Below are 11,642 nucleotides of genomic sequence, written 5' to 3'. Positions count from 1 at the left end.
GCATGTGTCCACACGCCTCCGCCGCATCACGACCGCCGCCGTCGCGGTCACGGACGACGTCAGCGACGTCGACCTCTCGACGCCGTCCGACGTGGCCACCGACACCGCCGCTGAACTCGGCGACTTCGCGATGCACCGGGTCGAGGGCGCCGTGTGTGTCTTCCGCTACGACGGCTCGGGGCGCTACCCGCTGACCGGTGCCGCGTACTCCGAACTGCCCGACGGCGGGTGGGTGCTCGAACAGCGGCTCGGCAACGGCACGGTCGACCGGTCCGGCCGACTCGACCTCGACGGACTCGAGAGCGGCGACGCCGCCTGGCGCACCTGCGACGACATGCTCTGCTCGGTGGACGTCCTGCGGGACGGCACCTGGGAGCACTTCGCGCTCTGGCGCGCGGTCGCGCCGGACACCACCTCGGCGATCGTCCGCTGGGTGGAGGCCTCGCTGGCCGCCTGAGCCGGCTACCGCTCCCGGGGGCGCTGCGGACGGCCCGTTCGCGGCCGTCGCCCGACCCGGTCGCGGACCCGCTCGCGGATCGGTCGCCGGTCCGTGTCGTCCGAGGGCCCGGTCGCGGTGTCCAGGTCCTGCGTCGCCTGGCGCTCGGACTCGACGATGCCGCGGAGCGACACCAGCGCGGACGAGGTCACCGCCACGTCCGACGGGTACTCGCGCGATGCGTCGAGCGCCCGCTCGAGTTCGGAGATCGCCCGGTCGCCCTCCTCCGGCGGGTGGTCGCCCCGGATCATCGCCGCCACCTGCCGGACCGCCGTCGTGAGCGGCACGGTGAACGCCTCGTCCGGCCGACCGAGGTTCGACGACACCGGGCCTGACCGGGCGACGAGTTCGGTGAGGTCCGTCGTGTACCAGGCGACCCGCTCGAGTGCGCGGAACCGGGAACCGTCGCGCTGCAACCGCGCACGCGATCCCCGGAGCGCTCCGCGGGGGTTGATGCGACGACTCTCCTGCGCGATCGACACCCGGCTCCGCACGTCGGCGATGGCACGGTCCAGGCGGTCCTGCGCGCGGTCCCAGGCCCGCTCGTCCCGCTCCCCCTGCTCGAGCACGTCGGCCAGTCCGTCGAGGTGTTCGGCCAGCACGCTGTTCACCTGGTCGATCCGACGTTCGGCGTCCCAGAAGCGCAGCGGTGGGAACACCAGGAAGTTCACCAGCAGGCCGACGACCACACCGACCGCCATCTGCACGAGGTACCCGAGCGAGTACCCCTCGGCGTGGGCGCCGCCGACGAGCAGCACGAAGAGCGCCGCCGTGGAGACCCACGAACTGCCCTCGCCGAGGATCCGGAACCCACCGACGAGCACACCGACGCCGACCGCGAGGGCGACCGCCAGGACTCCCGGGTCGCCCACCCACATCGTGAAGGCGGCGACGGCGATGCCCAGGGCGATGCCGACCAGGGTCTGCACGCCGCTCCGGAGGCCGGCGAACACCGTCGTCTGCATGGCCACCACCGCACCGAGCGGGGCGTAGTACGGGTAGTCGGACGCGACGCCCGGGACATGCCGGGCGACCGTCCATGCGAGTGCTGCGGCGGCGGCGGCCTTGCCGGCGTGCAGCAGGCGCGGCTGCGTGCCGGAGCTCCGACTCCACCGCCAGACGCGCGTGCCGACCCCGGCGATGTGCTGGAACTGCATGGGTGCTCTCGTCTCGTCGGCCGGCACCGTGCCGGGGGCGCTGGGCGTGCCTCCCGGCCGGGCGGGTGCACGCACGAACACGGGAGGGCCCCCGCAGCCTGCGCTGCGAGGGCCCTCCGGTGTGGTGCGGTGTGACTACTTGGACGTGTCCGCGGCGTCGTCCGACTTGGCGGCGGCGTCGGCCTCGACCTCGGCGGCAGCGTCGGTCGTGGTCTCCTCGGCGACCGGGGTCGACTCCTCGGTGGTCTCGGTCTCCTCGACCGGGGCCTCCGTGGTGTCGGACTCCGTCGCGGCCGGCGCTGCGGCGGCCGGAGCAGCCGTGCGCGAGACCGGAGCCGGCGTGCTCGACACGGGCTCGAGGACGAGCTCGATCGAGGCGAGCGGCGCGTTGTCGCCCTTGCGGAAGCCGAGCTTCGTGATGCGGGTGTAACCGCCCTGGCGGTCGGCCACCTGCGGCGCGATCTCGGTGAACAGCGTGTGCACGACGGTCTTGTCGCGCAGGGCTGCGATCACACGACGACGAGCGTGCAGGTCGCCACGCTTCGCGAACGTGATGAGCCGCTCGGCGACCGGGCGGAGGCGCTTGGCCTTCGTCTCGGTCGTGGTGATGCGGCCGTGCGTGAACAGGGCGTTGGCGAGGTTGCTCAGGAGCAGGCGCTCGTGGGCGGGACCGCCACCGAGGCGGGGGCCCTTGGTGGGCTTCGGCATGTCAGTTCTCCAGTGGTGATGGTGGTGCGCCCCGTGTCAGGAGCGCGTGCGCGTCAGCGCGAGGTCAGTTGCTGGACTCGTCCTCGTCGTACCCGCTGTAGAAGTGGGCACCATCGAATCCGGGGACGGTGTCCTTGAGGGACAGGCCGAGCTCGGTGAGCTTGTCCTTGACCTCGTCCACCGACTTCTGGCCGAAGTTGCGGATGTTCATGAGCTGCGTCTCCGAGAGGGCGACGAGCTCGGACACCGTGTTGATGCCCTCGCGCTTCAGGCAGTTGTAGCTCCGGACCGACAGGTCGAGGTCCTCGATCGGCGTCTGCAGCTCGTTCGAGAGCACGGCGTCGACCGGCGCGGGGCCGATCTCGATGCCTTCAGCCGCCGTGTTGAGCTCGCGGGCGAGCCCGAACAGCTCGACGAGCGTGCGACCGGCCGACGCGATGGCGTCGCGCGGCGTGATCGCGGGCTTCGACTCGACGTCGACGACCAGACGGTCGAAGTCCGTCCGCTCACCGGCACGCGTCGCCTCGACGCGGTAGGTGACCTTGAGCACGGGCGAGTAGATCGAGTCGATCGGGATCTGACCGGCTTCGCTGAACTCCGAACGGTTCTGCGTCGCCGAGACGTAGCCGCGGCCACGCTCGATGGTCAGTTCCAGCTCGAAGCGAGCGGCGTCGTTCAGGGTCGCGATGACGAGGTCCGGGTTGTGGATCTCGACACCGGCCGGCGCGGAGATGTCCGCAGCGGTGACCTGTCCGGCGCCCTGCTTGCGCAGGTAGGCCGTGATCGGCTCGTCGTGCTCACTGGAGACGACCAGGCTCTTGATGTTCAGGATGATCTCGGTGACGTCCTCCTTGACACCGGGAACGGTGCTGAACTCGTGGAGGACACCGTCGATGCGGATGCTCGTGACGGCAGCACCCGGGATGGACGAGAGGAGCGTGCGGCGCAGCGAGTTGCCGAGGGTGTACCCGAAGCCCGGCTCGAGCGGTTCGATGACGAAGCGCGAGCGGAATTCGGAGATGGACTCCTCGTTCAGGGTGGGGCGCTGTGCAATGAGCACTGTGGAATTCCTTTCGGCGAAGTGTCCGCTATATGACACTTGGCGGTACGACGGGGCCGGCCGGGCCTCGACGGGTCTGTTTCAGTTGTGATCACGCGCACAGGAGTGCGCGATCGAACGACCAGGAATGGCCGCCCCCACTCGTCCCGGTCAGGGAACGAGCGGGGAACGGCCGGTTGCTCCTCGCGTCAGACGCGGCGGCGCTTCGGCGGGCGGCACCCGTTGTGCGCCTGCGGCGTCACGTCGTTGATCGAGCCGACCTCGAGGCCAGCGGCCTGGAGCGAACGGATCGCCGTCTCGCGACCCGAACCCGGGCCCTTGACGAAGACGTCGACCTTCTTGACGCCGTGCTCCGCTGCCTGGCGGGCAGCCGACTCGGCGGCGAGCTGCGCCGCGAACGGCGTCGACTTGCGCGAGCCCTTGAAGCCGACGGCCCCGGAGGACGCCCAGCTGAGGACGGCACCCGACGGGTCGGTGATGCTGACGATGGTGTTGTTGAACGTGCTCTTGATGTGGGCCTGGCCCACAGCGACGTTCTTCTTCTCCTTGCGGCGCGGCTTGCGCGCGGCGGTCTTGGGGGTAGCCATCGTGATCTCCTATCGAGCCTTCTTCTTGCCTGCCACGGTGCGCTTCGGGCCCTTGCGGGTACGAGCGTTCGTCTTGGTGCGCTGACCGCGCACCGGGAGACCGCGACGGTGGCGGAGACCCTCGTAGCTACCGATCTCGACCTTGCGGCGGATGTCGGCGGCGACCTCACGGCGGAGGTCACCCTCCACCTTGAAGGTGCCCTCGATGAAGTCACGGAGGGCGACGAGCTGGTCGTCGGTGAGGTCCTTGACGCGGATGTCGCCGGAGATGCCGGTCTCCGCGAGCGTCTGGACGGCGCGGGTACGGCCGACCCCGTAGATGTAGGTGAGTGCGATCTCCACGCGCTTCTCGCGCGGGATGTCGACGCCTGCTAGACGTGCCATTGTGCTGGCTGCTCCTGTTGTCGATGGAGGTGTGGCGCAGTGCCGGTGCCCGGGCCTCCGACCCGAGGTGTCCCCCGACCGCTGGTGCGGACGGGATCTGACACTGCGTTGTCGATGTTCAGTTGTGGGTCGTGCTCGAGCCGCTGGCAGTCTCTCGACTGGCGGCCCCGGTCGTGCAACCGGACCGGAGTCCGTTCCGGAGCAGCTCTCGCTGGTCCGTCAGGGACTAACCCTGGCGCTGCTTGTGACGCGGGTTGCTCTTGCAGATCACCATGACGCGGCCCTTGCGGCGGATGACGCGGCAGTGCTCGCAGATGACCTTGACGCTGGGGTTGACCTTCATTGTTCGTTCCTCGTGCTCGCTGGCTTCGTGCTCGGCGGGTTCGCCTTGCCGTTCCTTTCCAGCTCGCGGATCACTTGTAGCGGTAGACGATCCGGCCGCGGGTCAGGTCGTACGGGCTCAGCTCCACGATCACGCGGTCCTCGGGGAGGATGCGGATGTAGTGCTGGCGCATCTTCCCGGAGATGTGCGCGAGGACCTTGTGTCCGTTGGTCAACTCAACGCGGAACATCGCGTTGGGCAGAGCTTCGAGCACCGAGCCTTCGATCTCGATGACGCCGTCTTTCTTGGCCATAGCCTCACTGTCGCTTGGTTGGATTACCGGTGTGATCCCCGAGCCGGTCTGCGGGTTCGGGCGCCACGCCAGAAGGCATGGCACACCAAAGATCGATCTTATGTGGTAGTCGGCGGATTGCCAAGTGCGGGTTCCGTGCTGCGCGCGTCGGGCCCCGGTCCGGCGCGCGGCGAGCACCCGTGCGGCAGGGGTCATGCACCCCAGTGCAGGGGGTGGATCGTCCGTCCGGGTCCGCAGATGCGCTGTTCCACAGGGATCTCCTGGCCACACCGTCGTCGCCACCGAGCCCGGAGCCGTACGGTGACGGGAGCAGTGACCGAAGGAGAACCCCGTGCCCGACGCCCCCGGCCGCACGCGCCCTGTCGCGCGACACGGTCGCCTCCCCCGCCGACGCGGGTGGACGACCCTGCTCACCGTCGCCGCCGCCGCCGCCGCGGTGGTGCTGGTCAGCGGCACCAGCGTCGCCACCATCGCCGCAGCGCAGCTCGCCGCCGCACCGCGGACCGTGCAGCTGAGCACCGACGACCAGAGCACCGCGAAGACCGCCGACATCACCGCGATCAAGGGCGGTGCGAACATCCTGCTCATCGGCAGCGACACCCGCATCGGACAGTTCGACTCCGACGAGGACGTCGAGGGCGCCCGGAACGACGTCACGATGCTCATCCACGTGTCCGAGGACCATCAGCAGCTCACCGCCGTCAGCTTCCCCCGGGACCTCATGGTCCCGATCCCGGCCTGCACCAACCCGGAGACCGGCACCACCTACCCGGCGGCGTCGTCCGCGCAGTTCAACACGGCGCTCGGGAACGGTGGTGTCTCCTGCGTCGTCGACACGGTCGAGAACCTCACCGGTCTGACGGTCCCGTACGCCGGACTCATCACCTTCGACGGCGTGATCGAGATGTCGAACGCCCTCGGCGGGGTCGACGTCTGCGTGGCCTCCCCGATCGACGACACGTACACGGGGCTGCACCTCAGCGCCGGCGCCCATTCGCTGCAGGGCTCGGACGCCCTCGCCTTCCTGCGGTCCCGGCACGGCGTCGGCGACGGCAGCGACCTGGCGCGGATCAGCTCGCAGCAGGTGTTCCTGTCGGCGCTGCTCCGCCAGGTGACGTCGAACGGCACGCTCTCGAACCCGATCACGCTCTACAAGCTCGCCGGTGCGGCGCTGTCGAACATGACGCTCTCGGACGGCCTCGCCCAGACCCGCACCCTGGTCGGGCTCGCCTCCGCACTCCGGGGGATGAGCACGTCGAGCATGTTGTTCGTCCAGTACCCCGTCGTCGACGACCCGGCGGACTCTGCCCGCGTGGTCGTCGACGAGGCGAACGCCCACACCCTCAACGTCGCCCTGCAGACGGACGAGCGGACGACGCTCAACGACTCCTCCACGGGTCGAGCCTCGCGGGAGTCGTCCGACACCGCGAGCCCGTCGGCCTCCGCGTCACCGTCGGACCCCGCGACGACGCCCGGTGCTGCGACGACGGCTCCCGAGACACCCGCTCCGGAGACCACGACGACCAGCAGCCCGTCCTCGACGCCGCTCCCCTCGTCCATCACCGGCCAGAGCGCCGCCGAGCAGACCTGCTCTGTGGGGAACTGACCCCGACGGCCCACGGTCACGACGCGGCGCGTCCACGACTCGACGGGAGGCCCGTCGCCAGCAGGCGACGGGCCTCCCGTCATGTGGGCCGGTGCGTCGGCAGGCCGCGAAGCACGACCCCGACGCGGGTGGAGTCGGGTTCCGCGGCTCCGTGGACCCTGTGGCCGTCCGGCTCCTTGGCGCAGTCCGCTACGGGACCGGGACCGGCGTCACGCCGAGCGGCTCGAGGCCGGCGGCACCACCGTCGGCCGCCGTGAGGACCCAGATCCCACCGGCGTGGACCGCGACGCTGTGCTCCCAGTGGGCGGCGTCGGAACCGTCGAGCGTCCGCACGGTCCACTCGTCGGCGTCGGTCGAGCTGTCGATCGTGCCCGCGGTGACCATCGGTTCGATGGCGACGGCCAAGCCCGGCTTGACGGCAGGCCCCGCGCCACGGACCCGGTGGTTGAACACCGGTGGCTCCTCGTGCATCGAACGCCCGATGCCGTGCCCCGTGTAGTCCTCGACGATGCCCCAGTCACCGGTCTCGTCGATGGCGTCCTCGACCGCCGCGCCGACCTCGTGCACGTGCTTCGCGTGCGCGAGCGCGGCGACCCCGTGCCAGAGCGCGCGTTCGGTGGTGTCGCAGAGCTTCTGACGCGCCGTGGCCGTAGCGGCGTCACCACCGGGCACGACGACGGTGAAGGCGCTGTCGCCGTTCCACCCGTCGACCTCGGCGCCGGCGTCGACCGAGACGATGTCACCCGGCTCGAGGGTGCGGTCCCCCGGGATGCCGTGGACGATCTCGTCGTTCACCGAGACGCACAGTGTGTGTCGGTAGCCCGGGACCAGCTGGAAGTTCGGCACACCGCCGCCGTCGCGGATGGTGCGCTCCGCGATCGCGTCGAGCTCACCCGTGGTGACGCCCGGCCGGACAGCGGCGCGGACGGCGTCCAGCGCCTGCGCCGTGAGCAGCCCGGGGCGCACCATGGCGCGGAGCTCCTCGGGCGTCTTGTAGATCGATGGCTTCCGGAAACGCGACACGGAGCTCAGACCGAGGCGGCGAGGCCGCGGGCAGAGAGCGCCGCAGCGATCCGGTCGCCGACCTCGTCGACCGCGCCGAGGCCGTCCACGTCCACGACCAGCCCGCGCTCCTGGTAGACCGCCACGAGCGGAGCGGTCTGCTCCTGGTACACCTGCTGACGGCGGCGGATGGTCTGCTCGTTGTCGTCGGCGCGGCCCTGGTCGGCCGCACGGTTGAGCAGTCGCCCGACCAGCGCGTCCTGGTCCGCGACCAGCTGCACGACGGCGTCGATCCCGGTGCCCTGCTCAGCGAGCAACCCGTCCAGGTACTCGACCTGTGCCGGCGTCCGCGGGTAACCGTCGAGGAGGAACCCGTCAGCGGCATCCGACTCGGCGAGGCGGTCGCGGACCAGCTCGTTCGTCAGGTCGTCCGGGACGTAGTCGCCCGCGTCCATGATCGCCTTCGCACGCTGACCCAGGGGCGTGCCCTCGGAGACGTTCTTCCGGAAGATGTCCCCGGTCGAGATCGCGGGGATCCCGAAGGACGACGCGATCCGACCGGCCTGCGTGCCCTTCCCGGCTCCGGGAGGTCCGACGATGACGAGACGTGCGCTCAACGGAGAAGCCCTTCGTAGTGACGTTGCTGCAGCTGCGAGTCGATCTGCTTCACCGTCTCGAGGCCGACACCCACGATGATCAGGATGCTGGCACCGCCGAACGGGAAGTTCTGGTTCGCCCCGAACAGCGCCAGTGCTGCGAGCGGGATGAGTGCGATGAGACCGAGGTAGAGCGCACCGGGCAACGTCACCCGGGTCAGGACGTAGTCGAGGTACTCGGCGGTCGGACGTCCGGCACGGATGCCCGGGATGAACCCGCCGTACTTCTTCATGTTGTCGGCGACCTCTTCGGGGTTGAAGGTGATCGCGACGTAGAAGTACGTGAAGCCGACGATGAGCAGGAAGTACAGGACCATGTAGAACCAGTTGTCACCCGAGGTCAGGTTGCTCTGGATCCAGGTCACCCACGGGGCCGGCGCGGAGCCGTCCGAGGGCTGGTTGAACTGCGCGATCAGCGCCGGCAGGTAGAGCAGCGACGACGCGAAGATGACGGGCACGACGCCGGCCATGTTCACCTTGATCGGGATGTACGTGTTGTTGCCGCCGTACGTACGCCGCCCGACCATGCGCTTGGCGTACTGCACCGGGATCCGTCGTTGCGACTGCTCGACGAACACGACGGCCATCATGATCACCAGTCCGACCAGGATCACGAAGAGGAACAGCTCGAAGGACTGCGACTGCTCGATCGCCCAGAGGGCCGACGGGAACTGCGCGGCGATCGAGGTGAAGATGAGCAGCGACATGCCGTTGCCGATGCCGCGCTCGGTGACCAGCTCGCCCATCCACATGATGAGGCCGGTACCGGCGGTCAGGGTGATGACCATGAGCAGGATCGCGTACCAGCTGTCGTTCGAGATGATCGACGTGCAGGACGCCGAGGCGCTCGTGCCGAACAGCGCGCCCGAGCGGGCGACGGTGATCAGGGTGGTGGACTGCAGCACGCCCAGCGCGATGGTGAGGTAGCGCGTGTACTGCGTCAGCTTGGCCTGACCCGACTGACCCTCCTTGTAGAGGGAGTCGAAGTGCGGGATGACCACGCGCAGGAGCTGCACGATGATCGACGACGTGATGTACGGCATGATCCCGAGCGCGAACACCGACAGCTTCAGGAGCGCGCCGCCGGAGAACAGGTTGATCAGGTCGTAGAGCCCGCCGGAGGACGACGCGGACGCCAGGCAGGCCTGGACGCTGGCGTAGTCGACGAACGGTGCGGGGATGTACGAGCCCAGGCGGAACAGCGCGATGATCGCCAGGGTGAAGCCGATCTTCTTGCGAAGATCTGGGGTGCGCATGATGCGCGCGACCGCTCTGAACACGAGTTACTCCGAACTTCTGTGACCGGTCGAGCCGGTCGAGCCGGGCGAGGTGCCCGTGGCCGGAAGCGCCGACCCCGTGGCCCGTTGACGCACGTCGAACGACGCAGTCTTGCCGGGCCTGCCATCAAGGAAACCGTAACGGCGGCCCGCGCGCAATGCGCGGGCCGCCGACGGGGACTACTTGGTGACGGTGCCGCCCGCCGCCACGATCTTCTCCTCGGCGGATGCCGAGACCTTGTCGACCGTGACCGTGAGCTTCACGCTGATGTCACCCTGACCGAGAACCTTGACCTTCTCGTTCTTGCGGACGGCGCCCTTGGCGACCAGGTCCGCGACGGTGACGTCGCCACCGTTCGGGTAGAGCTCCGCGATCTTGTCCAGGTTCACGGGCTGGTACTCGACGCGGAACGGGTTCTTGAACCCGCGGAGCTTCGGGGTGCGCATGTGCAGCGGCATCTGCCCACCCTCAAAGCCGACCTTGACCTGGTAACGGGCCTTCTGACCCTTGGTACCACGGCCGGCGGTCTTGCCCTTCGAGCCCTCACCGCGACCCACACGGGTGCGGTCCTTCTTCGAGCCAGCGGCCGGACGAAGGTGGTGCACCTTCAGGATCTGGACGCGCTCGTTCTTCTCGTCGCTCATGCGTCGACCTCCTCGACCTTCACGAGGTGCGCCACCGTGGCGACGTACCCGCGGTTCTGGGCGTTGTCCTCACGCAGGACCGTACGGCCGATGCGCTTGAGACCCAGGCTGCGGAGCGTGTCGCGCTGGTACTGCTTCTCGCTGATGACGGACTTCGTCTGCGTGATCTTCAGCATGGCCATCAGGCACCTGCCTTCTCGTTCGCGGCGGCACGCGCGGCTGCCTCGGCGTGCAGCAGGCGAGCCGGCACGACGTGGTCGACGGGGAGGCCACGACGTGCTGCGACGGCGCGGGGCTCCTCGAGCTGCTTGAGGGCCTCGACCGTGGCGTGCACGATGTTGATGGTGTTCGACGAGCCGAGCGACTTGCTCAGGACGTCGTGGATACCGGCGCACTCGAGAACGGCGCGGACCGGACCACCGGCGATGACACCGGTACCGGCAGCGGCCGGACGCAGGAGGACGACGCCAGCAGCGGCTTCACCCTGCACCGGGTGCGGGATCGTGTTGCCGACGCGGGGGACGCGGAAGAAGTTCTTCTTGGCCTCTTCGACGCCCTTCGAGATGGCGGTCGGGACCTCGCGGGCCTTGCCGTAGCCGACGCCCACCAGACCGTTGCCGTCACCGACGACGACGAGCGCGGTGAAGCTGAAGCGACGACCACCCTTGACGACCTTGGAGACGCGGTTGATGGTGACGACGCGCTCGAGGAACTGGCTGTCGCCACCCCGCCCGTTGCGGTCGCCGCCACGGCCACCCTGCTGGCGGTCACGGCCGCCACCGCTGCCGCCACCACGGCGACCACGGTTGTCGACGGAGTCGCGGTTGTTCGAAGCCGAACCCGCCGCGGTCTCGACGGGACGCTCGACGACGGGGACCTCAGGCTCCTTGACCGCGGGGGCCTTGGCGTCTGCGTCGGTCGTCTCGGCAGCGTCGCTGCTCTCCGTGGCGGTGTCCGCCTCGGTCGGCGCCGCAGCGGTCGTGTCGACCTCGGCGTCGGTCGTGGCCTCGGCCTTGACCTCGGCGTCGTCGTTGGTGTTCGCGATGTCGCTCACAGGTTCAGCCCTCCTTCACGGGCACCGTCGGCGATCGCGGCGACGCGACCGGCGTACTTGCTACCACCGCGGTCGAAGACCACGGCCTCGACGCCAGCCGACTTCGCGCGCTCGGCGACGAGCTCGCCGACACGACGGGCCTTGGCGGTCTTGTCGCCGTCGAACGAGCGGAGGTCGGCCTCCATCGTCGATGCGCTGGCGAGGGTGTGACCCTTCGCGTCGTCGATGACCTGGACGAACACGTGACGTGACGAACGGGTGACGGCGAGGCGGGGACGGGTCTCGGTCCCGGTGATCTTCTTCCGGAGACGGTTGTGGCGGCGGGCCTTGGCTGCCGCCTTGCTCTTGCCTCGAGTACGAGTTCCGATGGCCATG

At 69.4% G+C, this 11,642-nt stretch carries 16 protein-coding genes; 2 read left to right on the top strand and 14 right to left on the bottom strand.

The window, feature by feature from the left end; translation table 11 throughout:
* Positions 1 to 4 precede the first annotated feature (4 nt).
* Positions 5 to 457, top strand: coding sequence for a hypothetical protein (locus tag DEJ33_RS02150; protein WP_111194189.1), 453 nt, complete (start codon positions 5 to 7; stop codon positions 455 to 457).
* A 5-nt stretch (positions 458 to 462) separates the two neighbouring features.
* Here the strand turns inward: DEJ33_RS02150 and DEJ33_RS02145 are convergent, their stop codons facing one another.
* From DEJ33_RS02145 to infA, 7 genes are all read right to left on the bottom strand, one after another.
* Positions 463 to 1,653 carry an FUSC family protein gene (locus tag DEJ33_RS02145; protein WP_111194188.1) on the bottom strand — a complete coding sequence of 397 codons (1,191 nt, stop codon included), beginning with the start codon at positions 1,651 to 1,653 and terminating at the stop codon, positions 463 to 465.
* Between the two features lie 135 nt (positions 1,654 to 1,788).
* Positions 1,789 to 2,361 carry a 50S ribosomal protein L17 gene (gene rplQ, locus DEJ33_RS02140; protein WP_111043486.1) on the bottom strand — a complete coding sequence of 191 codons (573 nt, stop codon included), beginning with the start codon at positions 2,359 to 2,361 and terminating at the stop codon, positions 1,789 to 1,791.
* Positions 2,362 to 2,425: 64 nt separating this feature from the next.
* Positions 2,426 to 3,421, bottom strand: a complete 996-nt coding sequence (locus DEJ33_RS02135; RefSeq protein WP_110903551.1) for a DNA-directed RNA polymerase subunit alpha — start codon at positions 3,419 to 3,421, stop codon at positions 2,426 to 2,428.
* A 188-nt stretch (positions 3,422 to 3,609) separates the two neighbouring features.
* Positions 3,610 to 4,008, bottom strand: coding sequence for a 30S ribosomal protein S11 (gene rpsK / locus DEJ33_RS02130; RefSeq protein ID WP_110824227.1), 399 nt, complete (start codon positions 4,006 to 4,008; stop codon positions 3,610 to 3,612).
* A 9-nt stretch (positions 4,009 to 4,017) separates the two neighbouring features.
* Positions 4,018 to 4,392, bottom strand: a complete 375-nt coding sequence (gene rpsM, locus DEJ33_RS02125) for a 30S ribosomal protein S13 (RefSeq protein ID WP_110903552.1) — start codon at positions 4,390 to 4,392, stop codon at positions 4,018 to 4,020.
* A 226-nt stretch (positions 4,393 to 4,618) separates the two neighbouring features.
* Entirely contained in the window at positions 4,619 to 4,735 is a 117-nt protein-coding gene (gene rpmJ / locus DEJ33_RS02120) for a 50S ribosomal protein L36 (RefSeq protein ID WP_111073925.1), read from the bottom strand.
* Positions 4,736 to 4,805: 70 nt separating this feature from the next.
* A complete protein-coding gene (gene infA / locus DEJ33_RS02115) occupies positions 4,806 to 5,027 on the bottom strand; it encodes a translation initiation factor IF-1 (RefSeq protein ID WP_017885509.1) in 222 nt (73 codons plus the stop codon).
* Positions 5,028 to 5,358: 331 nt separating this feature from the next.
* Between infA and DEJ33_RS02110 the strand changes: the two genes are divergently transcribed.
* Complete coding sequence (locus tag DEJ33_RS02110) at positions 5,359 to 6,633, top strand: LCP family protein (RefSeq protein ID WP_111194187.1); 1,275 nt, start codon at positions 5,359 to 5,361, stop codon at positions 6,631 to 6,633.
* A gap of 189 nt (positions 6,634 to 6,822) precedes the next feature.
* Here the strand turns inward: DEJ33_RS02110 and map are convergent, their stop codons facing one another.
* The 7 genes from map to rplR form a co-directional block, all read right to left on the bottom strand.
* Positions 6,823 to 7,602, bottom strand: coding sequence for a type I methionyl aminopeptidase (map, locus tag DEJ33_RS02105; RefSeq protein ID WP_375342136.1), 780 nt, complete (start codon positions 7,600 to 7,602; stop codon positions 6,823 to 6,825).
* A 59-nt stretch (positions 7,603 to 7,661) separates the two neighbouring features.
* Positions 7,662 to 8,252: an adenylate kinase gene (locus DEJ33_RS02100; RefSeq protein ID WP_110903555.1), complete on the bottom strand. Its 591-nt coding sequence runs from the start codon at positions 8,250 to 8,252 to the stop codon at positions 7,662 to 7,664.
* The gene (gene secY / locus DEJ33_RS02095) at positions 8,249 to 9,571 is read right to left on the bottom strand and encodes a preprotein translocase subunit SecY (RefSeq protein ID WP_110824231.1); all 1,323 of its coding nucleotides are present in this window, start codon (positions 9,569 to 9,571) and stop codon (positions 8,249 to 8,251) included. Before secY ends, DEJ33_RS02100 begins: the two co-directional genes overlap by 4 nt.
* 177 nt (positions 9,572 to 9,748) lie before the next feature.
* Positions 9,749 to 10,213 carry a 50S ribosomal protein L15 gene (rplO, locus tag DEJ33_RS02090; RefSeq protein ID WP_110903556.1) on the bottom strand — a complete coding sequence of 155 codons (465 nt, stop codon included), beginning with the start codon at positions 10,211 to 10,213 and terminating at the stop codon, positions 9,749 to 9,751.
* Entirely contained in the window at positions 10,210 to 10,395 is a 186-nt protein-coding gene (rpmD, locus tag DEJ33_RS02085) for a 50S ribosomal protein L30 (protein WP_022906355.1), read from the bottom strand. The genes rplO and rpmD overlap by 4 nt, the downstream gene beginning before the upstream one ends.
* Positions 10,395 to 11,267, bottom strand: coding sequence for a 30S ribosomal protein S5 (gene rpsE / locus DEJ33_RS02080; RefSeq protein ID WP_111078767.1), 873 nt, complete (start codon positions 11,265 to 11,267; stop codon positions 10,395 to 10,397). The genes rpmD and rpsE overlap by 1 nt, the downstream gene beginning before the upstream one ends.
* Complete coding sequence (rplR, locus tag DEJ33_RS02075; protein ID WP_110824233.1) at positions 11,264 to 11,641, bottom strand: 50S ribosomal protein L18; 378 nt, start codon at positions 11,639 to 11,641, stop codon at positions 11,264 to 11,266. Before rplR ends, rpsE begins: the two co-directional genes overlap by 4 nt.
* Between the last annotated feature and the right edge of the window lies 1 nt (position 11,642).

Source organism: Curtobacterium sp. MCPF17_047 (genome assembly GCF_003234045.1).
In the GTDB taxonomy this organism is placed as follows: Bacteria; Actinomycetota; Actinomycetes; order Actinomycetales; family Microbacteriaceae; genus Curtobacterium.
This window is presented reverse-complemented; position numbering and strand designations above follow the sequence as displayed.